The organism is Pseudomonas sp. HP_01 (assembly GCF_055284355.1).
The window spans coordinates 1-22,214 of sequence record NZ_JBTOPV010000015.1; the positions used below are offsets into that span (position 1 = coordinate 1).

At 57.2% G+C, this 22,214-nt stretch carries 18 protein-coding genes and 1 pseudogene; 8 read left to right on the plus strand and 11 right to left on the minus strand.

Annotation, left to right across the window (positions count from 1 at the left end; all coding sequences use genetic code 11):
- Positions 1-187 precede the first annotated feature (187 nt).
- From ACYAR8_RS10920 to ACYAR8_RS10930, 3 genes and pseudogenes are all read right to left on the minus strand, one after another.
- Positions 188-1,069, minus strand: coding sequence for a methyl-accepting chemotaxis protein (locus ACYAR8_RS10920; protein ID WP_463579916.1), 882 nt, complete (start codon positions 1,067-1,069; stop codon positions 188-190).
- A gap of 27 nt (positions 1,070-1,096) precedes the next feature.
- A pseudogene (locus ACYAR8_RS10925) lies at positions 1,097-2,215 on the minus strand (HAMP domain-containing protein); the annotation flags it as partial.
- 108 nt (positions 2,216-2,323) lie between these two features.
- Entirely contained in the window at positions 2,324-3,253 is a 930-nt protein-coding gene (locus ACYAR8_RS10930) for a S66 peptidase family protein (RefSeq protein ID WP_463579881.1), read from the minus strand.
- Between the two features lie 1,230 nt (positions 3,254-4,483).
- On the opposite strand from ACYAR8_RS10930, the gene ACYAR8_RS10935 reads away from it, so the two are divergent.
- Together ACYAR8_RS10935 and zapE are read left to right on the plus strand one after the other, a co-directional pair.
- The gene (locus ACYAR8_RS10935; RefSeq protein ID WP_074893740.1) at positions 4,484-4,696 is read left to right on the plus strand and encodes a hypothetical protein; all 213 of its coding nucleotides are present in this window, start codon (positions 4,484-4,486) and stop codon (positions 4,694-4,696) included.
- Positions 4,697-4,873: 177 nt separating this feature from the next.
- Entirely contained in the window at positions 4,874-6,367 is a 1,494-nt protein-coding gene (gene zapE, locus ACYAR8_RS10940) for a cell division protein ZapE (protein WP_463579882.1), read from the plus strand.
- Positions 6,368-7,016: 649 nt separating this feature from the next.
- Here zapE and ACYAR8_RS10945 read toward each other — a convergent pair.
- Entirely contained in the window at positions 7,017-7,454 is a 438-nt protein-coding gene (locus tag ACYAR8_RS10945; RefSeq protein WP_231986859.1) for a hypothetical protein, read from the minus strand.
- Positions 7,455-7,855: 401 nt separating this feature from the next.
- On the opposite strand from ACYAR8_RS10945, the gene ACYAR8_RS10950 reads away from it, so the two are divergent.
- On the plus strand, positions 7,856-8,116 hold the full coding sequence (locus ACYAR8_RS10950; protein ID WP_463579883.1) for a hypothetical protein: 261 nt from the start codon (positions 7,856-7,858) through the stop codon (positions 8,114-8,116).
- Between the two features lie 627 nt (positions 8,117-8,743).
- Positions 8,744-10,483, plus strand: coding sequence for a hypothetical protein (locus ACYAR8_RS10955; protein WP_463579884.1), 1,740 nt, complete (start codon positions 8,744-8,746; stop codon positions 10,481-10,483).
- A 51-nt stretch (positions 10,484-10,534) separates the two neighbouring features.
- Here the strand turns inward: ACYAR8_RS10955 and ACYAR8_RS10960 are convergent, their stop codons facing one another.
- Both ACYAR8_RS10960 and ACYAR8_RS10965 read right to left on the minus strand, forming a co-directional pair.
- Positions 10,535-11,254: a hypothetical protein gene (locus ACYAR8_RS10960; protein ID WP_463579885.1), complete on the minus strand. Its 720-nt coding sequence runs from the start codon at positions 11,252-11,254 to the stop codon at positions 10,535-10,537.
- Between the two features lie 384 nt (positions 11,255-11,638).
- A complete protein-coding gene (locus ACYAR8_RS10965) occupies positions 11,639-12,550 on the minus strand; it encodes a LysR family transcriptional regulator (protein WP_463579886.1) in 912 nt (303 codons plus the stop codon).
- A 142-nt stretch (positions 12,551-12,692) separates the two neighbouring features.
- On the opposite strand from ACYAR8_RS10965, the gene ACYAR8_RS10970 reads away from it, so the two are divergent.
- The 3 genes from ACYAR8_RS10970 to ACYAR8_RS10980 are packed head-to-tail and all read left to right on the plus strand — an operon-like array spanning position 12,693 to position 14,782.
- On the plus strand, positions 12,693-14,090 hold the full coding sequence (locus tag ACYAR8_RS10970; protein WP_463579887.1) for an amidohydrolase family protein: 1,398 nt from the start codon (positions 12,693-12,695) through the stop codon (positions 14,088-14,090).
- Positions 14,091-14,101: 11 nt separating this feature from the next.
- Entirely contained in the window at positions 14,102-14,575 is a 474-nt protein-coding gene (locus ACYAR8_RS10975; protein ID WP_463579888.1) for a DMT family transporter, read from the plus strand.
- A 51-nt stretch (positions 14,576-14,626) separates the two neighbouring features.
- The gene (locus ACYAR8_RS10980) at positions 14,627-14,782 is read left to right on the plus strand and encodes an SMP-30/gluconolactonase/LRE family protein (RefSeq protein ID WP_463579917.1); all 156 of its coding nucleotides are present in this window, start codon (positions 14,627-14,629) and stop codon (positions 14,780-14,782) included.
- 121 nt (positions 14,783-14,903) lie between these two features.
- Here ACYAR8_RS10980 and ACYAR8_RS10985 read toward each other — a convergent pair whose 3' ends face one another.
- The 4 genes from ACYAR8_RS10985 to ACYAR8_RS11000 form a co-directional block, all read right to left on the minus strand.
- A complete protein-coding gene (locus ACYAR8_RS10985) occupies positions 14,904-16,229 on the minus strand; it encodes an NAD(P)/FAD-dependent oxidoreductase (RefSeq protein WP_463579918.1) in 1,326 nt (441 codons plus the stop codon).
- 111 nt (positions 16,230-16,340) lie between these two features.
- Positions 16,341-17,009, minus strand: coding sequence for a haloacid dehalogenase type II (locus ACYAR8_RS10990; protein WP_463579889.1), 669 nt, complete (start codon positions 17,007-17,009; stop codon positions 16,341-16,343).
- Positions 17,010-17,191: 182 nt separating this feature from the next.
- Positions 17,192-18,547 carry an aspartate aminotransferase family protein gene (locus ACYAR8_RS10995; protein WP_463579890.1) on the minus strand — a complete coding sequence of 452 codons (1,356 nt, stop codon included), beginning with the start codon at positions 18,545-18,547 and terminating at the stop codon, positions 17,192-17,194.
- A 24-nt stretch (positions 18,548-18,571) separates the two neighbouring features.
- On the minus strand, positions 18,572-19,657 hold the full coding sequence (locus ACYAR8_RS11000) for a phosphotransferase (protein WP_074892781.1): 1,086 nt from the start codon (positions 19,655-19,657) through the stop codon (positions 18,572-18,574).
- 299 nt (positions 19,658-19,956) lie between these two features.
- Between ACYAR8_RS11000 and ACYAR8_RS11005 the strand changes: the two genes are divergently transcribed.
- Positions 19,957-20,637, plus strand: coding sequence for a GntR family transcriptional regulator (locus ACYAR8_RS11005; protein ID WP_108119548.1), 681 nt, complete (start codon positions 19,957-19,959; stop codon positions 20,635-20,637).
- Between the two features lie 469 nt (positions 20,638-21,106).
- On the opposite strand, the gene ACYAR8_RS11010 is transcribed toward ACYAR8_RS11005, so the two are convergent.
- Positions 21,107-22,069, minus strand: coding sequence for a tyrosine-type recombinase/integrase (locus ACYAR8_RS11010; RefSeq protein WP_108119546.1), 963 nt, complete (start codon positions 22,067-22,069; stop codon positions 21,107-21,109).
- Positions 22,070-22,214: the final 145 nt, after the last annotated feature.

Sequence of the window (22,214 nt, forward strand, 5' to 3'; positions counted from 1 at the left end):
GCCGCGCCCGCCGGGGCCCGCCGCGCCGCGCCCCCCCGCGCCGCCCCCGCCCCCCCCCCCCGCGCCGCCCGCCCGCCCCCCCCCCCCCCCCCCCCCACCCCCCCCCCCCCCCCCCCCCCCCCCCCCCCCCCCCCCCCCCCCCGCTCCTACAGTTTTGCCTCGGATCATTTGTCTACCAAGCCTGAAGTTACAGTTTGAAATGCCCGACCATCCCTTTTAACTCCAACCCCAGTGACGCCAGCTCGATGCTTGAAGCCGCGTTGCCTTGCATCGCCAGCGCGGAGTGATCGGCGATGGCGCGGATGCTGGTGACGCTACGGTTGATCTCTTCCGCCACCGAACTCTGTTCTTCCGCCGCAGCGGCAATCTGCTGGTTCATCTGCTGAATCATCGACACCGCAGCGGCAATGCTGCCCAGCGCGCTTTCGGTTTGCAGCGCATCGCTCACCGCCAGTTTGACCAGCTCGCCGCTGCTCTGAATCTGCGCAACCGACGCCTGGGCGCCGCTTTGCAACCGGGTAACCAGCCGCTCGATTTCTTCAGTGGACTGCTGCGTGCGCTTGGCCAGCGCACGGACTTCATCGGCCACCACCGCAAAGCCCCTGCCCTGCTCCCCCGCCCGCGCTGCTTCGATGGCCGCGTTCAGTGCCAGCAGGTTGGTTTGCTCGGCGACGCTTTTGATCACGCCGAGCACTGTGCCGATGTTCTGGATTTCCGCGCTGAGGTTCTCGATCGAATCGCTGGCGGAACGGGACGACGAGGCCAACTGTTCGATCCGCTGCATGCTTTGGCGCACCACGGCCTGGCCCGAGTCGACCTTGGTGTCGGCGGTCTGTGCCGCAAGCGCCGCTTCTTCCGCATTGCGTGCGACGTCGTGAACGGTCGCGGTCATCTCGTTCATCGCCGTCGCCACCTGCTCGGTTTCTTCCTTCTGGCTGCTGACTTCCAGATTGGTCTGCTCGGTCACGGCCGACAGGGAATGGGCGGACGTCGCCAACTGCTCGATCCCCGCCTGCAGCCCGCTGACGATGGTGCTCAAGCCGGTGCCCATTTGCTGCATCGCTTGCATCAACTGGCCGATTTCGTCCTTGCGGGTGACATTCACGGTGCGGCTCAGGTCGCCGGCCGCAATCCGCTGGGCCGTGGCAATCACGCTGCGCAGCGGCGCGACGATCAGGCGCGTCATCACCAGCGCCGCGATCAGCCCGACCACCAGCGCCAGCACGGAAGAGCCAATGATCATAATCGAGTTGGCCTGCAACTCGCTCTGCATCGACTGGCCTTCGGCGTCGTAGGCCTGATTGACCTGCTGCACCACAGCTTTGGCGTTGCTCGCCAGTTGCTGCGAGACCTTCGCTTCCGACTCCAACAGCCCGGTGTATTCGTTGAGCTTGTCGCTGAAATTACTGATGTGCCCGCCGACCTCGGTCAGCACCGTGAGGTAACCGGCATCCTTGATCACGCCCTTGAGCTGCTCGGCCAGTTCCTGCGCCTGAACCGCCTGCTCGATCTTGCCGGTCTTGACCTCCTCGCCCGAGCCCGTCTTGCGGCTCTTGTCGAGGCGCACCCGGGCCTCGTCCATGGCTTGCATCATCAGTTTGGACACCTGGCTGACCTGACCGGCCTGCTCGACAAACTCCGCGCCTTGCTGGCCTTGGGAATCCTTCAGCGTGTAGGCGCCATCATCGGCCAGTCCGGCCTGCAACACGTCGAGGTTATTGGCGACGCTGGACACCGACCAACTGGCCATTTCCAGCGCCAGGTCCTTGCTCTGACTGATGCTGACGAACTCGTCAAACGACGCACGATAGGCCGCCAGCGCCTGCTGCACCTGGCCCATCACCTGCTCGTTGATCGGCGCACCACCCTTGAGCTGCTCCGCCTGGGCATTCAGGCCGTCGAGCCCGGTGTGAACCTGATCGACCACCTTCGGATCGCCATGCAAGGCGTAATCCTGCTCCAGCAGCCGCACGCGATTCACATCGCTGTTGAGTGCGGTCATCGCCTTCAGGCTGTCGAAATGCGCGCTGATGGAACGCAGCGACCAGACCCCGATGGCCGCGACCAGCGCGGTCAACAGCAGCACCAGCACGAACCCGATGCCCAGCTTCTTGGCCATCCCCAGATTGGCGAAACGCGTCTTCACGGCCGACATCATCAGTTTCCGCTCCACAGCTTGAGGGCGCACATGGCAAAGCCATCCGCGCACGGCCATTCGATATCCGTGAAGATTCGCAATGCCCACGGGGCAAAACAAGATGCTGGCGCCAGAATGATGGCAAATCGCTAGGGAGAGGTCGCTTACAGAACGGTGATCGTCGTACTAGCGCGCGGCCGGGGCCACCGTCAGCGTGCCCGCCTCGGTGTCCAGCACCGCGCGACTACCCAGCGCCACCGCCAGATTCCGGTCACCGTGGCCGATGGACAGACCGCCCAGGACCGGAATACCCAGCTCGCCCAGACGCTCCATCAAGACATCGGGCGGCCGGATCGGGTTATTGCCGTGACCCGGCTCGCTGAACTGTCCCAACGCGATGCCGCCGAGCCGTTGCAGAATCCCGCAATTGAGTAGATGAGTGATATTGCGGTCAACCCGATACGCCAGCTCGCCGACGTCTTCGAGCAACAAAATTGCGCCCTCCAGATCCGGCATGAACGGCGTGCCGATGCAGGTACTCAGCATGCTCAAGTTACCGCCAAGCAAGACGCCCTCGACAGCGCCCGACGTGCGCACGGTGAAGGTGGGCTCTGATGGATCGGCATGGATGATGGAAGGCTCGGTGCTCATCAACGCGTGCTTGAGCGTGCTGGCAATGATGCCGCCTTTTTCCAGCTGCGCGGCCACCGGGCCATGAACCGTGGCGAGGCCTGTGTGGGTCCAGAGTGCGGCGTGCAAGGCGGTAATGTCCGAGAAACCGACCACCAGTTTCGGGTCGCGAAGCACGGCGTCGTAGTCGAGTTGGCCGAGGATGCGTTGAACGCCGTAGCCGCCCCGGTTGCAAAGGACTGCGCGGATTTCCGGGTCGGCCAGGGCGTCGTTTAGATCGGAAATGCGATTGGCGTCGGTGCCTGCCAGGAACCCGATGTTGTCCAGCGCGTGGGGGTACACGCGGGGGCGTAAACCCCAGGAGGTGAGTTCCCGCACGGCAGCTTCCACCCGGGCTTCGGCGACTGGGCCGGCTGGGGAAACCAGCGCTACGGCGTCGCCAGCGCGGAGAACTTTGGGGTGTAGGGTTGGGCGGGAGGCAGGCATTTTTGTGGGCTCGGCGGGTATTTGGTGATGGTGGAATGTAGAGCACTGGGGGGAGTGAATCCAGTGGGGGGTGCATACGTGCTTTCTAGGAGCGGCTGGAGACGTGATTGTAAAAGTAGTACCTGTATGCTTCGTTGGCGTTTGGACCTTAGCCGCTTCGCGATTATTTGAGTGGCAGCTATCGGCCAAAAGCAGTCACTGGGAATAGACTTGCTCAGCGCGTTTCGAGTAGCGTCTGAAGCGAATTCGTTCGCGCATCTGCGAAGCTATCGTGGCTCTCCACCCATGGTGCATGACTCCTTATAAGGTCATCCGACCGCTGCAACACCCGAACAAGAAGGGGAAAGCAAAGAGGACAAGGAATGTTATCCACCAAACCCGTGAAAGCGTTATCACACCATTTGGTGTCTATTTAATAGTTAGACAATGGCATTCCGCTTAATTAGGTTTCGCACCGCGTACATTCGCAACATCGCTCCACTGCTCTCGGGTTTACAGCGGTTCAAGATTTGCGTTTACTGAACGTCCGCCGCCACTATCGGGGCACGTTGAAATTGCAGTTTGTCAGCCACATCGAAACATCAAATTTATTGCGTTTTGCCAGGTTTATCGCGCAACGCGCTACAAGCAGGAAAGTGGTGCTTTAAATTATGCGTACATCCGAGCGTCTAACAACTGGTTCAAATCAAACGTTAGACGTTCATGTTTCCAAAGCTTGTTTTTGTAATGAGTACACCCGTAACAACGCACGTTTGCTTGCGAGGTTTTCACGTTTTGAAATGTGCATTACCAGAACGAACGCCCGTTATATTTGTGGCATTGTTCAACACTGCGTTAAGGTCGTTACATTGCAAACATTGGATTTATCGCGCTTCATCCGTTGCGTCATTGTTGTTCGTAAGGCCGCACGATTGCTTTCGGGGCTTTCTCGGGTTTAGTCTTGCGGCATCTGTACTTACGCTGTTTGCCATCGAGGCACGTTGAAATCGTGGCTTTTCAGTTGCATTGCAAACATTAAATTTATTGCGTTTCGCCAGATTCATCGCGCAACGCGTTACAAGCTTGAAATCGGTGCTTTAAATTATGCGTACATCCGAGCGTCTAACAAATGGTTCAAATCGCTCGCTGCGCTCGCTGGGACGGGCTAAAGCCCGCCCCTTAACCAAACGTTAGGCCACACATAGAAACCGTGGGTCATCCACACAACCCCTATCTCACAAGGAATATCTAATGGACATAAGTGAACTCTTAAATAAAATTCATCCGAAAGATAATGAAGGAAATCAAACTAACGCCAATAAGGGCTCGGCTGGCACAAACCTGCAATATGACCAAGCGCAAGGGAATCGTGGAAAACAACTTAATCCAAACCAAAATAAAGCAAGTCCAGACGCCGACGACATGGATGAGGGCGATGTTTTTTGGCACGACAGCAGTGATTAATTAACCAGTGAAAGCCTAAATAAATGTTAGGACGCAAATGGGACGGAAATCGGGGTCAGATTAAGGTTTCCCATTAATCTTCTTCTGACCCCAATTACTCGTAGACCTGAGACAATCGAAAACAGCGGGAAGAAGCGGACTTGATCGTACTTTCCTTACCATGTTGATAAACTCATCATGTTGATTATGAAGACGGTGATGAAGAATATGGCAGCACAACATCGCGTTGCTCGGCGGTCCCTCCCGACAGGCCCCGTGACAGCGGCGTATGAACGCAAGGTGGATGCGGAGGAGGTGCGACGAGATGACGCGCAAGTCGCTCTGGCGGCAAAACTCGATGCCCTGCACGAGTCTCTTACCTCGCTCCCACCAGTACCCCTGCGCACCGACAGACCGACAGAGAGCAGCTCTACAAGCAGCAGTCCGCTGTTACTGTTACTGACGCGATCCTTGGCATCCGCTCAGTCCTTTCTTCGAAAGAAATTCCATTTGTGGTCTTTTGGTCCACCACCGCGAGGCATGTACATTCATGGACCGGTCGGGGTCGGCAAGAGCTTTCTAATGGATCTCTTTTACGCGTCGGTTAATGTTCCTGATGATTCTTGCTGTAATAATGACAGCCACAGCTTCAAACACGTCAAAATTACCAAACGCCGTGTCCACGTTCATGAATTCATGCTAGACGTCCATCATCGAATCTTTGTCTACAAACAGAAGCACCCACGAGATGATGCGATACCCATCATTGCGCAGCAATTGGCACAGGAAGCCCAACTCCTCTGTTTCGATGAATTTCAAGTAACAGACGTTGCCGATGCCATGATTTTGAAACGACTTTTTTTATTATTATTAGATTGGAATGTCGTGGTGGTGGCCACCTCGAATCGCTCCCCCGATGCCTTGTATGAGGGAGGCATTAACCGATCCCTCTTTTTGCCATTCATAGACATGTTAAAACACACGTTCGACATTATCTCCATGGAGGATTCCGCCAAGGATTATCGACTCGAAACTCGAGCTGATGGTCAATCCTATTTTTGGTCAAACAAGGATGTTCACGGCGATAATAATAGTGATAACAACATGCAGGCGCAGTTGAAAGAAATATTTGGTGGCACTGCATCCGAAACTGAGGCCGAGGCCATTCACGTACCCTTCGGTCGCACCGTCCAGGTCGCCCGATTGAATGACCGGTGCGCCTGGTTTGACTTTTCCGAGTTATGCTACCAACCTCTCGGCGCGGCCGATTATATTTCCCTCTGCGACCGATTTCAGGTCCTCATCATGGACCGGGTGCCGCAATTAGACGCCAATCACCTCGACGAAGCGCGACGATTCGTGACCCTCATTGACGTGTGTTATGAATCTCGCACCCGCTTGGTGCTAGCGGCAAAAGTCCCGCTCGATGAATTATTTGTCGAGTTTGAAGCGCAAGTTGAAAGCAGTGATGGAAATGAAGAGTTGTTTGTCAGTGAGAAGGGGGGAAACTCGAGTTCCTTTGCGACGACCATGATTCGCACCAAAGAGGGTGAACAATTTGAGTGGTCGGCGACGGGTCGAAGTGGCGTGTCACTGGCACAATTATCGGCCGCCAATGATCTCGCCTTTTCCTTTCGACGAGCCGCGTCTCGGTTGGTAGAAATGGGTGGAAAGGAATGGGGACGGCAATGACGAAAGCTCTTTACCTTGCAAACCATTGAACCTATGGCAGATTTTTACCTAGGGAACACACGGAACGTAATTGGGGTCAGATGAAGGTTTTCGCCTAAATGTTCATCTGACCCCAATTTTCCCGCATTGGTGCGTTCATCATGTGAATAGCCCCTGTTTCTGTAGACACCTGATGACCGCTATTGGCCGATATCTGCCTGTAGCGAGGACCGTAATCGACCCAGAGCGGGTGCCCAGACATTCAAACCAAATGAGTAGATAATCGACTGCTATACCAGCCATTTCGAGTGCGTATGAGCAACGAATCTTCCCAGCGCGAATCTACCGACAGTGCAGCATATAACCTTGCGCAGACCCACGGTGCCCGTCCCCTGTCCGTTGATGGCTATCATCAAACGGTAGAACTGTGCGGTCGGGTCGCCTGCGGCTGGCTGTTCCGTTATAGGATCATTTGCAGCTTGGACATCCCAGCGTATGACCAAGAGTCATTCGCTGGCGCTGTAGGTTGCTTGGTTGCTGACGACGGAGAGATACGTGATCTCTCAGGTCCGATGTTCATAGACATGCTTCATATGCTGGCATAGCTCGCGGGTCCACCTTGACCGAACTCTGCCGTTCACTATGGGCGGGAGTCGACCCATAGCTGTCATTAAATTGAGGTAACGAAGCGGGTTTCGAGACCTACACTTACTGGCGGTAGCGCATTAATCAATACGACGGCGTCGTCGCCCTGGTTAAGGTAGATCAATGAGTCACCGGTCTCGAACGTAACTCTGAATCCGGCCAGCCAAGGCTCTTGCCCGTTGAAAGAGTCAAGAATCCCCTCAACTGCGCAAATTTTTGTGTTCTCGAGGTGGGTTGCTGATAGACCTGCAAGTAGGTTTTCCCTCTTCCAGGAGCAGGTCACGTTCGGCTCTATCTCGAAGGCAGCCGGCGTATAAGAAGGCAACAAGTCCGCGCCTACTCTCTCGCCATCACTCAAGAGATACATGGATACAACTTCTCGCTCGCCAAAACGCCACTCTAGAGAACCTATGTCTCCCAGATCTTTCTCGTCGTTGAAATAGTACTGATCGTGCAGCAGCACACTCAGCCGCTTTCCCAAAAGCGAACGTACGTTTTGCAGGTCTAGGGCAGCTCTTGTAGGGGATGGGGAGTGTCGGCTAGACATCGGGCACCTCATACAGGTGGGAAGAGAGGCAGATACTACACAAACGCCAATACGTCCGCTTCTGGCCGGAAGCCGCCCGTCGGAGAGGCAGCAATCGGCCAGAAGCGGTCATCGCGATGATGCAGTACGATGCATGCCTACCGGTAGATCATTAGGGCTAGCCCATGCAAATCCAGGGTTTCGTATTCGGGCATACCGAGGTTGAGATTCACAGCCGTGCATACGATCTGCATAACTTCTACCAAGCCAGCGCCATCAGTTACGACATCTTGGATCGGTCGGCTGTAGTTAGCTTTACTCGACGGAGTGACTCTTGGATGCCGACTGAAGAAGCACGCAAGATTACTATCAGCTTCCATGAGGTTGACTACTTTTCAGCGAATGGGCGGGATGAAAACTCGACTGACAGTGACGATAATGTTCTTCATTCGATTGGAGCGGTAGAGTCCAGTGCTGAAACACAAACCTTCTACCTAACAGATAATATCCAACCAAATCATCATCTTGTCATGCGCTTCGAGTCTGGTCTGACATTACGAGTACAGGCCGTCGAAGCACGGTGCGAAATCGTTTTCTGAGCGGCGCATAACTAGGGCCCTCAACGTGTGCTATGGGTCGGTAGCTGCCGTTGCGTAGTTACGGCAGCCAAGCTCGACACTGATTTTGGTGTGGTGAATGCCTCCACACTGTTCGCTAGCGCCCGCTGAATCAAGCTTAAGTAGTCGCTGATGCAGCATTTTTCGTAGGGAGCTGCCAATTCGCTGAGGTGAGATAGATATCAGGGCCTTTTGCCTCGCCTTTGAAGACGGTGAATCATCGGCTTCAGGTTGGGCTGATGCGATGCAGTTCCCTATAAACAGGACGTGGGTGGTTACTCCGCAATAAGCGTAGATCAAATATCGGTCGCCTACGTAAGGCTTGCGCAGGCAAGCCCAGCGCTCTGAAAAAGTTCTGAACGACCCGCTTGTCATCTTCCACTGCTGCCATGGAATGCCTCCCGTGAATGCACCGTTGTGGCCATGGACCGGACTCCATTCATGTAGATCTTAGCAAGCAGCAAATCGTCATCATCCTGAAACACAACCGTCAAATACCACCCCTGCAATAGGAACCAGAATCGTGCATTCAGCCACACACCCTCTGGAAAACCACCCTTGATAGCAGGGATGCCATGCTGCATCCCCAGAACCAGAGAGGACCTCACCATGCGCGTATCTGGCCAGCAACCCCCCGCTCCCTCCTCCCCCATCGAACTTCAGCAACGGTCAAATTCGACGGCTGCCACCGGCCAGGCTGCCGTGGGGCAGGGCCATCCTCAATCCGCTGAGGTCAGCGCAGCGGCGCTGACTCAAGCCCGTGAAATGAAGCACTTGCTCACTGACTACATGACCCGTCAGTTCCAGCCCTACAAGGATCGTCTGGATCCGGAATCGCCGCACCGGGGCGAGATCGATCGAATCGTCGAGAGCCGAGTCGACAAACTGATGGCAGAGAACATCTCGTTCGAGGAGCTTGGAGCGTTGATGGAGAAAGCCAAGAAAATGGACCGCAACGCTTCAATGGTGTCGGGTACGGCTGGCGGCGTGCCTTTTGCGGTGGCGTCGTCGCTCCAGGCGGCCATTCCCGCGATCACGGGAATCGGGGCAAACATACAAAACCCGGTGGGAAAAGCGGCAGCCCTGGGCACGATTTCGCTCGCGGCGGCGTCAGTGATGGATCAGGTCGGCGGCGCTTCCATGAAGAAACTTCGAGAAGACGCGTACTACCTGCATGCGCCCGAGGACAAACTGCATGAGTCGTTGAACGTCGCCCTGAAGACTATCGATACCACAGCGAACCTGGCCATCCAGAACGCCAAAGAGGCGCAGACGTTCACGATCCGGAATGGCATCAGGACGGCGGTTGGCCCGGTGGTGGCGGCGATCAATCCGAAGGCCGAGCCCTTTGTGGACACAACCCTTGCTATTGCGGGAGGTCTTGCTGCGGGTACCGGTACCGGGTACTTCGCTAACAATCGGCGCACCGACCAAGGCACCAGTGGTCCCGCGCTGCTGTTGGGACGCAGAGATGCCGAGTCCAAACAGGATCTGAGTCAGGAAACAGAATGGTTCGACGCGTTGAAGGCATTGCGGGACGCGAAAACCGTCCGTACGCCTCTCGCCAACGGAGCAGGACGTCTGGCCGACGCGGGCCGCACACTGGTATCCGATCCGCTCGGGGCGATATCGAGAACCGCCAAAGCCACTTTCACTCCTTCCGGTGCCGCCAATGTCAGCACACTGACCGGTGGTTTCGCCGCGCTGGAAGCCGGTAAAGGCGCTGCGGTCAGCGCCTTGAGCAAGCAGCACCCTGCCTTGGGTTCATTGGCGAAACACGCCGTCAATACCGTGGGCGGCGCGGCTGTGTTCGGCGGCAACGCCGCCAGTGTCGCAGTCGCGGACAAGCTGGTTGACGACTTGAGGTCGCGAGGCAAGAAAACAGCGGAACCTGCGACAGGCGCTACCGAGACTGCTCAATCCGTGCATGAAGACCCGGCCGACGCTCCGGGTGAGTCTCCCGGCGAAGAGCCAGCCCGTGTCAGCAGGCCTTCCAGTCAACGGTCCCAACGAGCGGCGTCTGATACGGCCTCTCTTCCGCGAACCAGCCTCACCGGCAACCGGATCACGAATGCCGAGAACACGGCACCCGCCTCTACCAAGTCTCCAGCAGGCAGTGTTCGGGCAAGCCTCAAGGGCGAACAAGCGCAACCCGCGATCAGCGGCGGCCCCTCCAGCGAGACAGCGCGGCCTGGATCGGCGTCTTCGGCGGCACCTGCCCCGCTCCAGGCTCAAACCCCGGTGCGGGCAGATGATTCCTCGGATGACGACGCCAGCTTCCACACTGCGACGCCGGGTTCTTCAGACAACGGATCGGTCTACCACACTCCGCCGCAAAGTCCGGGTTGATTGCAAGTTCGGAAGAAGCTGCAGCACCGCCCGGTCTTACGCCCTTGGCCGTCAGTCGGGTAGGAACTCCAAGGTTGCACCTAGGGCCTCCAGCCGTTGGCGCAACTGGCGCAGTTGGAGTCTTGTGCCGCTTCCGGCCTTGAATCCAGGGACTTCGGCAAGTGCCAGCGCTTCTTTTAATGACAATCCGCGTGCTTTGCTGACTAGCTGAACGACCTTGAGTTTCTGGAGGCCTAGGGCAATAACGATCAAGTTGCCGCTTTCAAAATCAGCCGGATCATAGGCACTGATTTCGGGCGGCGACTGCTCCAACCCCCCTGCTTCATGACGCGCCTCGATTACGTCGCGCCAGTACTGATGCGCAACGCCGCTCTCAATCGTGATCAGGCGGACGAATTCTGCGGTGTCATCACTTACCGCTGATAACGCTTCCAGCAAACGGCGAAAAGCAATAAGGCTCGGTGCTATCTGTACTGCGTCCCAACGACCTGCGCCGTGAGCTGCGGTATAGACGGGATAACCGCTCGGGGCTTCGGTCGCGTCAATAAACACCGGATCATCCAGCCCGGTCATGGCGAGGACATACCAGTCGGGGTGCCATCCCCCATCAGTTTTGGATACCAGGTTTTCGCCGGTATTCCCGTGGGTCCGGAAGCCGGTCTGAAAATCATCAAGACGATCGAATTTGGCGTAGTGCATGGGTAGAAGAAGATCACCCACCACAATGCGATGAGTTAGAAACTCTTGTATGTCTTCATTGGCTAACTTCATACGTCAACACATCTTCACATGGAGTTCACGTGCACCGTAACGGCATGGGCATCCGCCCTGCAATCATCGGTTTTAGCCAATAGTTGCATGAGTCAGCTAGTGATCAAGCGCCTGACTTTGGAGGCGTGATTATTCAAGCCATCGGATCCGCAGTGCCAATCGGCAATCAGGCGGGTAAGAAACGTGAGACCGTCTTCAACCGCCTATTAACACGGCGGCACTTTCAGGAATGGCGCAGTGCGTCGGCTACCTGATGGCAGCCGCAGGCCCCTTGCTGCTGGGCCAACTGCACGACTGGACCGGTGGCTGGACAGCACCGCTGCTGATCACAGCCGCAATCTCCGTAGCCGGCGCATTCACCGGTATGCTGGCCGGGCGCAATGTTCAACTTGAACCTGCTGAACCATCGTCGCGAACAAGCCCGGCAATCCAGTCAGCGAATGCGCTCACAGCTGGCGATAGGAAGCGCTGATGAGGGTATAGCAGGTGCACAGGAACCGATGCGGGCTGCCAGTCAGCAAGCACTTCGACCAGCCGCCCTTCTCGCAGATGCTCGCTGACCACGTTTTCAGCGAGCTGCACCAGCCCGAAGCCTTCCAGGCACATTTTGATGTAAAGCCCGGTCTCGTTGACTGCCGCAGTGCCGCTCACCGGGACTGAGATTTTTTCGGTGCCACGGGCGAAGCGCATTTCGCCTGCTTGCCTTGCGCGGCCCGAGAAGTAATGGATGGCCCGGTGGTGAGACAAATCTTGCGGAGTTTGCGGAGTACCGTTCTCTTCGAGGTAGGCGACAGAAGCACAGGTCACCCAGCGAAACCGGCCGAGGGGGCGCGCAACGAGCGTTGAGTCATCGAGCTCGCCTGTACGAATGACGCAATCGACACCCTCCTGAATCAGATCAACCTGCCGGTCATTGACGCCTATCATCAGGTAGATACCTGGGTAGCGCCGGTAAAAGTCTTGAAGATTTGGCATGACGATGAAGTGTGCAATGCCACCCGGCATATCGACACGCAAACGCCCCTGTGGCCGTTTTACGGAGTCCGTCAGGCTGGCCTCTGTGTGTTCGATCAGATCCAGTATTTCCCTGCATTGCGCCAGATATTGAGCGCCCTCAGGTGTCAGGCTGACTCGCCGCGTGGTTCTGTTCAGCAAACGCACCTGCAGGTACTTCTCAAGATTCTTAACGCTGCTGGTGACCGTCGAGGCTGGCAAAGAGAGCGTCTGCGCCGCCTGGATAAAGCTTCCTGCTTCAGCCACACGGACGAAAACCTGCATCGCTTGAATACGGTCCATGACGGTTAGCAACCTCAAAGCAGTGATCGGGGAGCCTTTACTATTCGTAAATATTGAATAGTAAAAACAGTTTTACCATCTTTTTCCCGCAGTATCGCCTTGCGTACATTGCTTCCAACGAAATTTGAAGAGGTGTACTGAAATGGCTGAATACAACCGCAGCATCGTGCAGGCACCGACCGCTCCGGCCGCCCGCACACTTATCCGCGGCGCCACTGTGCTGAGCATGGACGGTGATATCGGTAATCTGGTGCGCGGCGATATCCTTATCGAAGGCAGCACCATCACAGCCATAGGGGAAAACATCGAGGCCGGTGACGCTGTTGTTATCGAGGCATCGGGCATGATTGCCATGCCCGGCATGGTCGATACGCATCGTCACTCCTGGGAGGGCCAACTGCGTCGAATCAATCCGAATGCCGAAACCCTGGAAGACTACTGCAACGCCACACACTTCTCTTTCGCCAAATACTATCGCCCGGCTGACATGTATATCGGCAACCTGCTGACTGCGCTGGGCTGCATCGATGCCGGCATCACCACCGTGGTCGACAACTCGCACAACAGCCGCACTGGCGCGCACTCCGACGCTGCGGTCGAGGCACTGCTCGATGCTGGCATCCGGTCTGTACACGCCTCCGGTGCGCCAGTTGCTGGCGAGTGGGACAAAGCCCACTGGCCGGGCAACCTGGAGCGTCTGCAGGAAAAATACGTCAAGAACGGTGACAACCCGCTGCTCTCGCTGGCGGTGATGGCGCAGCTGGAACCGGAGCTGTGGGCTGAAGCCCGGCGTCTGGGGCTGCCGATCATCACCGAATTTTTTGGCGGGGACATGGCAGCTGAGTTGGAGGGTTTACATCGCGAGGGCCTGCTGCGCTCCGATAACATCTTCAACCACTGCACCGCGTTGCCGGACGCCGGCTGGAAAATCCTTCGCGAGGCTGGCGTGCGGGTCAACGTATGCCCGCGTTCAGATGCCCACTACGGCATTGAGGATGGAATGTTCGCCATGCAATCGGCCCAGCGTCACGGCATCAGCCCGGGGCTGAGTGTCGATAACGAAACCTCCTACAGCGGTGACATGTTCATGGAGATGCGGGTGGCGTTCTACCTTCAGCGCGTCATGGGCATGCACCAGCAGCGCTGCTGCGGCGAAGAACATCATCCGGTGACCCTGCCCGCTCATGGCCTGCTCAAAGCCGCCACTCTCGACGGCGCCACCTGTGCCGGATTGCAGGACAAAGTCGGCAGCCTGGCCCCCGGCAAACAGGCCGACCTGATCCTTATCAATGCGCAGGACATCAACCTTTACCCGTCGGGTAACGCATTCGGCACCGTTGTACACGCGGCAGAACGCAGCAATGTCGACACGGTCATGATTGGCGGGCGCATCGTCAAGCGCGGCGGCAAAGTGGTGGGCGTGGACAGTGAAAGGCTGCGTGCCGCAATCGACGAGTCCCGTGAGCATCTGTTTGCTGCTGCAGGCTATCAGCCGGATATGTTTGCCGAGAAATTCCTGCCCCTTGAGTCAGCCAAGTAAGGAGGCGCGAGATGAACGCAGCCTACTACCTGCTGGCCATCGCCGCAGGCCTTGGCATCACCCTGCAGACCACGTTGAATGGTCAACTCGCTAAAGGCGTGGGTGGCGATTCGGTCGCGGCGGCGCTGTTCTCTTTTACTGCCGGAGCGGTATGCCTGGGTGTCTTTTCATTGATGCGTGGCGGGATAGTGGCCTCACTGGCGGCTATACCCGCCCAGCCCTGGTGGAGCCTGGTGGGCGGTCTGCTGGGTGCCGGTGCCTTGCTTAGTTATGTGGTGCTTGCGCCAAAAATCGGTCTATCAGCCCTGCTGGGCCTCGCTATCGCAGGGCAGATTATTTCGTCACTGGTTATCGATCATTTCGGATTGATGGGGGCATCGGAACGACCGGTGTCTCTCGTCAAGTTGGCCGGGACAATGGTGATGCTCGCAGGCCTGGCCATCGCCCTGTTCGGTGACAGGTGGTCAGCGCTTTTCCCCAACTGACTGCCTTGTTTGCGCCATCGTGTTTCGTAGGACGCAACCACTTTTTAAATCCTGACCGACACCACCAGTCTTCTTGGCGAGTATCCTGTCTGGTGTGAAAGAACCGAACGTCTGTTCTGGACCGACATCCCCGGCTGCGAGTTGCGTGCTCTGGACACCGAAAGCGGCGAAGTGCAGCGTTGGTCAATCCCGGAGCCGCTCGGATAATTTGCCCCGGTGTTAGCGGGACCTGTTCTCTCATAAAAGACATCAGGTCGTACCGGAAGCCAGAAGGCAGATGCAAGTTGCGTTCAGGGCCGCAATCTGGTCTGTGGAGCAATGCAGTCGATCAGAAGTCCGCCACTTTACTCCAGGCTGATTTCCGGAATCGGTCCGGGTGATAGGGTAGCGGATCGACGATCGGCTGTGCGCCGCTGACAATATCGGCAATCAGGTGCCCCGCGCCGGGCCCGATACCGAATCCATGGCCACTGAACCCGGCGGCGATCACCAGACCTGGAAGGCTGGACATCTCGCCGATGCCTGGCACACCGTCCGGGGTACTGTCCACATAGCCCGCCCAAGCCGCAGTGACTGAAGAATCTTTCAGGGAGGGAATCAGCTCTACGGCACGTTTGTATGTCAGATCAACCGCGCGAGCATCAGCCTTCGGATCGAGAATTCGCATCTTCTCCATCGGCGTAGGCCGGTCCAGGCGCCAGCGCTTCAAGCTTTCATGTCCCGCCTGCACCCCATCAAGCCCACCAGGCGCCAGGTTGCGCCAACGGCGCTGAAACATCGGCAGGAATTGCGGGGCGAAGCGCAGCAGTTGCGCGGTGGGGTCAACGCGCCCTCTGCCGCTGATGGCCAGCGTGTAGGTACCATCGAAGCGGCGCGTCATCGAGGCGTTAGCCGTGTGCAGTGCACTGGGGAGTTCCTGATGGGGTCGGGAAACCGAGAGCACGGTTTGGCGAATCGTCGCCTGAGGAAAGCGGATGCCGTATTGGCGGCAGAACGAGGACGCCCAGGCGCCTGCGGCCAGCACCGCGACCCGGGTGCGGATCGTGCCTTTTTCGGTAACCACCGCAGACAGTCGACCGCCCTCGGTTTCGATGCCACGCACGGCGCAGCCCTGATGCACCGTGCTGCCAAGCGCCATAATGGCGCGGGCAACCGCCGGGGCTGCGCGGGATGGGTCGGCGATACCATCAGTGGGCGAAAACACCCCGCCTTTCCACTGTTTGCCCGTCGCTTTGCCTCGCTCAGCGGCTTGCTGCGCGCTGAGCATACAGGTCTGCACGTTGGCGGTGCGGGCAAACTCACCCCAGCGCGCCCAGCCGGCAAGCTCTTTCTCGTCGTTGCTCAGGTAGAGCAGCCCGCACCGGGTAAAGCCGGTTTGCTCGCCAGTTTGCGCAGCAAACTGCTCCCACAAATCCAGGCTTTTGGTGGCCATCGGCAACTCGCGCGCATCGCGATTCTGCTGACGACACCACCCCCAGTTACGACTCGATTGTTCCGCCCCAATACGACCCTTCTCGATCAAGGCGACCTTCATGCCGCGCCTGGCCAGGTAATAGGCGGTGAACGCTCCGATAATGCCACCGCCGATCACCACCACATCAGCGTCCGATGGCAGGTCCGGGGAGGTTTGCACGAGAGTTAAAGGCGCAGGCATAAGCTCAATATCCGTGGTAGGTCGGTGATGGAAGCTGATTCTGAATCTGCTGTGCATGGGCAACACACGCGGGCTCTGCAGCACGAAGTCCTCCATGAACCGTGCTTGGTTCTAAAGACCGACCAACCCTGGCAATCCGCCGATATCCGGGATCTGGTGGTAGCCGAAGGCGGCATCCGCCGGCTGCTCATGGCCACGGGCGACGAAGGCTTTGTGCTTGATCTTCATGTCATGGGCCGACATCAGGTCATAACGGAAGCTTGAGGATACGTGCAACACATCCTCAGGTGCGCAGCCAAGGCTATCGAGCATGAACTCAAACGCTGCCAGGCGCGGTTTGTAGGCTTGAGCCTGTTGGGCGGTGAACACTTTGTGGAACGGCGCTCCGAGCTTGTCGACGTTGGACATGATTTGTTCGTCCATGGCGTTGGAGAAAATCACCAGTGGAATCTTTCCGGCGATTTTTGCCAGGCCCGCCGGTACATCCGGGTGCGGACCCCAGGTCGGCACCGCGTCGTAGTAGGTCTGGCCTTCATCGCGGTATTCGATGCCCCATCGCGTGCATGTTCGCGCCAGGGCGGTTTTGAGAATCTCATCGTAGGGCCGCCAGTCCCCCATGACATGGTCCAGGCGATAGGCAGCGAAATCCTTGATGAATTGCTCCATGCGCCCGGAGCCGATGCGATCGGCGAACAGCTCGCGCGTCAGGGCCGCCGTCTTGAAGTTGGTCAAGGTGCCGTAGCAGTCGAAGGTGATGTACTTGGGACGAAGAAAGTTCATGAATGCAGTCCTGAATGAATACCGCGATCAGCAATGAAGTGGTGCTCCGGCAGTGGCTCATCATGGAATGATTACACCACCATGACGCGATGCATAAACGGTAAAAGTAAGGGATACGCGCAACAAAACGCTGTTTAAGTTAATCGCCCCGACAGACTTTGCCGTTGACGCGAGCCGATGTTTTATAGCTCCGCGAAGGCGCTCTCCAGCGCATCAAGCAGGCGCCCCGCCTCTCGTACAGTCCAGATCAATGGTGGGCGGATTTTCAGGATGCTCGCATCGGGGCCTGTGGCGGAAATGAGCACGTGCTTGTCGCGTAAATGATTAACGACCTTCAGCGCGCTCTTCATGTCAGGCGTTTTGGTGCCCCTGTCGGTGACCAGTTCGACGGCGAAATACATCCCCGTGCCTCGCACGTCGCCAATGCGCTCATAGCGCAAAGCCAGGTCGGCAAGGCCGGCCATGATCAGACCGCCCACGTGCCTGGCATTTGCCATGAGGTGTTCTTGCTGAATAACGTCCAGGGTTGCCTGGGCAGCAGCGATGGCAACGCTGTTGCCGCCAAAGGTATTGAAGTACCGCATGTCACGGCCAAAACTGGCGACCACGTCGGGCCGCACCATCAGCCCGGCGACGGGGTAGCCGTTGCCCATCGGTTTGCCCATGGTGATGATGTCCGGTGCGACGCCGTGGCGTTGGTGGCCCCAGAAATGGGTGCCGCTTCGACCAAAGCCCGACTGAACTTCATCGGCTATGAACAAGCCACCCGCCTTTCGCACCACCTCGGCAATCGGTCCGAACACGTCGACCGGATCACAGAACAGCCCGTCGGACGAGAACAGGCAGTCAGCGATGAACGCCGCGACACCGCCGCCATGACGCTGAATGTCCCTGATCTGCGCAGCGACCTGATCAGCCATGTAACGGCCCAGTCCCTCACGCGGAATACGGTAGGAATCCGGAGACGGCACCCGACGCACATAAGGGTCAAGCTTGGCGTTGACCCCCAGAGACGGTGAAAAAGCCGCCACGGTGGCCGAGTTCCCGTGGTAGGCCTCGCTGGTCACGATGACGCCGGTATTGCCGGTGTGATGGCGGGCAATACGGATGGCCAGGTCGTTGGCTTCCGATCCGCTGCAGGTGAACATCATCTGACCGTCATCCGCCATCCCACCGTCAGTGGTGGCACGCAGCTGTTCGGCATAATCAAGAATGCCGTCCTGCATGTATCGCGTGTGGCTGCACAGGGTATTCATTTGCTCAGTGATTGCCGCCACAACGCGCGGATGGCAATGCCCCACCGACACCACGTTGTTGTAGGCATCGAGATACTCTTTGCCGTCTTTGTCGTACAGGTAAGCACCTTTGGCGCGAACAACTCCGACCGGCTCGTTGTAGAACAACCGATAGCCCGGGCCCAAGAGATTCACTCGGCGCTGGATATGCTCGCGCGCCGAGGGCGCCAGGTGGTCGGTGTGGGCAGGGTTGAAGCCGTTGGGCATGTCGCCACGGACAGCCTCTATTTTTGAGTTGCGCATTTAATCCCCTTTAACAAGGATGAATCAGTCGGCGAAAGACGTCAGCAGTTCTGACATGTGTGACGGTGATCGGTTAAGCATCCAGTCAAGCTGAGCCCATCCCGGGGCGGCATTTCTCAAGATATAGGCGCTGTTTTGCGGGAACAGCTGCGAGCGCCATGTCGTCATCAACGCCCTGGTGATCAGGCGCGCCATCGCGAGATGCGGGATAAGCGAAAGCTCTTCAGGGGTCAGGTCGGCGACACGTAAATAACCCCTCAAGACATCTTTTGCAGGGGCAAAAATATCCGCGTCCACGTCAGGTCCGACTGCGCTCAACTGGTTCATCATGGCGGTCGAGACATCGATGGCGATGGCGGTCTTGACCGTGTCGCCGAAATCGATGACGCCGCTGACAAACTGTGGGCTGCGCGTATCAACCACGATGTTTGATGTATTGAAGTCATTGTGCAAAACCTGCTTTCGGCAGCCTTCGATCAGGCCTTCAACCCTGGAAAATCGCTCGAGCGCCCTTTCCAGCAGTTGCCTGCGTGTGGGGTCATCCACACAGCTGATCAACGGCGCAAGCACGCCCAGGTTTTGAACATCCCAGCACACCTTGCGCGACTCCCCCGGATGAGAAAAGTCTGCGGTCGCCAGTCTGAGCCCGGCCAGTAGTTCGCCAATGTGCTCGCGCCCCTTCGAATCCACGCTTGTTTTATCCAGGGGCGTGCCTGGCAGGAAGCTCATCAGCCGCAACTGCCTTGATTCGCCGTTGCCTGTCTCGATCCGGGCCAGGTACTCGCCGTCCAGCGCTTGAAACATCCTGGGGATCGGAAGTCGTGGCGCCTTACGCGCTATGTGCCGCATGACTTCGATTTGCAGGGAAAGCTCTACCGGATCTTCCTGGGGGTTGGCGATCTTAAGCACGTAGGATTTGCCACTTGCGCTGTCGCATCGAAACGTATCGTCCTTTTCCGTTGCGAAACGCGTCAGAACAGCAGCGATCCCATACTGCTCATGCAAAATCTGAGCAGCCTCCTCCAGCGGAACGTGAGTGAAGGACGCCGCCAGATCGCCCTGCAATGCGGTGAGCTCTTCACTGAACTGTTTGTTTTCAACTGCACGCATCGTTGAACTCCAGGCCTTCGGCATGCCTACGTTCGCATGCTTTGATGGCCGGATATTGTGCTACAACTTTTAATATTGGAAGCGGGAAAGCTGGGATTTTTTAGAAGAAAGGACCTAAAACCGCCGTATATGATCAATATGTTATTGATTTAATGGATATTTAAAGAATTGATCTTTTTTCCTGAAAAGAACTATTTTGTAGAACACTTATCTGGGCAGGCCCACTCATGACTGGTGCAGCAGCACAGATGCGTAATAGAATCAGCCTCATCCGAGCCCCCACCCTGGTTATGTAAACAATGATTTTTAGCAGCGCGGATACCCAACCACCCTCAGCCAGGCTTTCCGCAGTAGAGGTCCTGGCTGCCAAGCTCAGAGCCAGAATTCTGAATGGGGATTTCGAGCCAGGTGAATTCCTCCGCGATCTGAAAATGGCGGACGAATACGAGGTTGCGCGCAACACATTTCGCAGCGCTGCCCAATTACTCGTTTCGTTTGGTTTGCTGGTGAAGGTGCCACATCGAGGATTTTGCATTCCCAGGTTCGGGCCGGACGAAATCGTCGATATCGCCCGGTTGCGCGGAGTGCTGGAAACTGAAGCAGTGAGGATGGTTATTCTGAATGGAGTTATTCCACCGCAAGCACTGAGTGCAGTAGAAAGATTGCGCAACGCCCCCGCCGATGCACCGCGTTCAGACATTGTGCTAGCAGATGGCGACTTTCATCGGGCGATCATCCGCGCCAGTGGCAGCCCGCGGTTACAGCGCAGCTATGCAATGCTTGAGAGCGAAATTGAGCTACTTTTGGTGCTGCAACAACCCTGCTATGAAGACCCCAAGACCATTGTTTCGGACCATGAGCACTTGATCGAGTGCCTGCGCAGTAGGGATTTTGAAACCGCGCGCACTGCTTTTGTCGAGCATTGGGAGGATTTGAGCACCAAGCTGCTAAGAGCGAATTTTGAGCGGCGCTACTCCTGAGTTACGCCGGCTGGGTATCGCCTATGAGTGCCTGCTCTTGGCCGTTTTCTGCCCTCCGCGAAGGGCAGCTTTGGGTCGAAAGCTGCCGTTAACACGCCGATCAACAGGCGTTGCTTTATTGGTTCGTGCGCATGGCTTACAACTCAAACAAGGGTATGGTTTTGGGCGTATCAAACAGGCCCGCACAGGGCTACCTTCAGCGTCTATCAAATGTACGCTGAGGAGTCGGAACAGTGGAGATTGAACGAGGTATTGAAGAATGGAACGGTCGATGGTCGATCGTTGCCGGACGTGCTGTATGCACTGGCTGCATGGATAGCCAAGCACTGGAAGACTGCGAAACCCCCTTTCTACACGCCGATACCTGCGGCGGCAGTGATGTGGAAGGTCATCATCCTTGGGTAGCGTTACACCACATTCTCGACAATGCGCGTGGGTGAGCTTGTTGCTCAGCCCTCAACGCCTTCTATCAATACTTCACCTTGTAGGTCGGTGAATCCTCCGGCCGGTTCTCACGCCGATCATAGATCTTGGTCGTGCTGATATTGGCGTGACCCAGCCAAGCCTGAACCTTGGCGATATCGGCTTCATGCTCCAGGGCGTTAGTGGCTGCAGTTGCTCGGAGTCCATGAACGCCTAGGCCGTCGACCTCAATACCGGCCTTCTTCGCGTAAGCCGCCACAACGGTGTAGATGCCGTTTGCTGTGATGCCGGCGCCGGTCAGCTTGCCGCGCAACGGTATGAACAGCGGCACTTTCCTGTCCGTTAGATGATGCCCTGAGCTTTCCAGGTACTGATGAATGCGTCCAGCCGCGACCGGGTGCAAGGGCAGATACCTCACCTTGCCGCCTTTACCATGTACCTTCAAATGCTGAATACCGCGGCGTTCCTGGATGTCGCTCACCTGCAGCAGCGCCGCTTCTTCGCGGCGTAGTCCGTGGTAGAGAAGAACAGCCAATATTGCCCGGTCGCGCTGCCCTTTAAGTGTTGCTTGATCCGGCGCCTCGAGCAGCGCCTTCGCCTGGTGATCGCCCAGTGCCGGTGTCTTGCCTTCGTTGCTTTCTATCTTCGGTCGTTTTACCCCGTGCACTGGATTGCCACCGGCGATCGCATTGCTTTCCAGGAGGTGATCAAAAAGGCTGGCCAGCGCGGCCAATTTGCGCCGGATCGTCGCTCCCGCCAAACCGCGATGCTCGAGCTGGGCACGCCAGGCCAGAACGTGCGATCGGGTCACCACACGAAACTCATCGGCCGAAGCCAAACCGACAAAACCGCAGAAGTCTTCTAGGTCATTCTGGTAGGCGCGTCGTGTTCGAGGGTTGTCCAGGTTGGCAAACCACTCGACTGTAGCGGGTACCCGCGCCAGATCCTGGAATTCGACCGCCGTCAGCCTGCGCTGATCGTTCTGGGCGGTTTTCGTCAGTTCCTGCATATCTATCTCTCTGTTGGCACAGCTAAGATCACTGATGGTCAATCCGGTCACCAAAGCAACGAGCAATGCCATCGCTGTGTCTGAAACCGATAAACGGTAATAATTGGTGATAACGTATTTCTTACATTGGTAAGTAACGGCCATA

What these genes read in the sequence shown, in the direction of transcription:
- ACYAR8_RS10960 (WP_463579885.1), bottom strand. Translation starts at nt 11,254, where the DNA reads ATGAAGTTAGCCAATGAAGACATACAAGAGTTTCTAACTCATCGCATT.
- ACYAR8_RS10935 (WP_074893740.1), top strand. Translation starts at nt 4,484, where the DNA reads ATGGACATAAGTGAACTCTTAAATAAAATTCATCCGAAAGATAATGAA.
- ACYAR8_RS10975 (WP_463579888.1), top strand. Translation starts at nt 14,102, where the DNA reads ATGAACGCAGCCTACTACCTGCTGGCCATCGCCGCAGGCCTTGGCATC.
- ACYAR8_RS10930 (WP_463579881.1), bottom strand. Translation starts at nt 3,253, where the DNA reads ATGCCTGCCTCCCGCCCAACCCTACACCCCAAAGTTCTCCGCGCTGGC.
- ACYAR8_RS10970 (WP_463579887.1), top strand. Translation starts at nt 12,693, where the DNA reads ATGGCTGAATACAACCGCAGCATCGTGCAGGCACCGACCGCTCCGGCC.
- ACYAR8_RS10995 (WP_463579890.1), bottom strand. Translation starts at nt 18,547, where the DNA reads ATGCGCAACTCAAAAATAGAGGCTGTCCGTGGCGACATGCCCAACGGC.
- ACYAR8_RS10920 (WP_463579916.1), bottom strand. Translation starts at nt 1,069, where the DNA reads ATGCAAGCGATGCAGCAAATGGGCACCGGCTTGAGCACCATCGTCAGC.
- ACYAR8_RS10965 (WP_463579886.1), bottom strand. Translation starts at nt 12,550, where the DNA reads ATGGACCGTATTCAAGCGATGCAGGTTTTCGTCCGTGTGGCTGAAGCA.
- zapE (WP_463579882.1), top strand. Translation starts at nt 4,874, where the DNA reads ATGTTGATTATGAAGACGGTGATGAAGAATATGGCAGCACAACATCGC.
- ACYAR8_RS10955 (WP_463579884.1), top strand. Translation starts at nt 8,744, where the DNA reads ATGCGCGTATCTGGCCAGCAACCCCCCGCTCCCTCCTCCCCCATCGAA.
- ACYAR8_RS11000 (WP_074892781.1), bottom strand. Translation starts at nt 19,657, where the DNA reads ATGCGTGCAGTTGAAAACAAACAGTTCAGTGAAGAGCTCACCGCATTG.
- ACYAR8_RS11005 (WP_108119548.1), top strand. Translation starts at nt 19,957, where the DNA reads ATGATTTTTAGCAGCGCGGATACCCAACCACCCTCAGCCAGGCTTTCC.
- ACYAR8_RS11010 (WP_108119546.1), bottom strand. Translation starts at nt 22,069, where the DNA reads ATGCAGGAACTGACGAAAACCGCCCAGAACGATCAGCGCAGGCTGACG.
- ACYAR8_RS10985 (WP_463579918.1), bottom strand. Translation starts at nt 16,229, where the DNA reads ATGCCTGCGCCTTTAACTCTCGTGCAAACCTCCCCGGACCTGCCATCG.
- ACYAR8_RS10950 (WP_463579883.1), top strand. Translation starts at nt 7,856, where the DNA reads ATGCCGACTGAAGAAGCACGCAAGATTACTATCAGCTTCCATGAGGTT.
- ACYAR8_RS10990 (WP_463579889.1), bottom strand. Translation starts at nt 17,009, where the DNA reads ATGAACTTTCTTCGTCCCAAGTACATCACCTTCGACTGCTACGGCACC.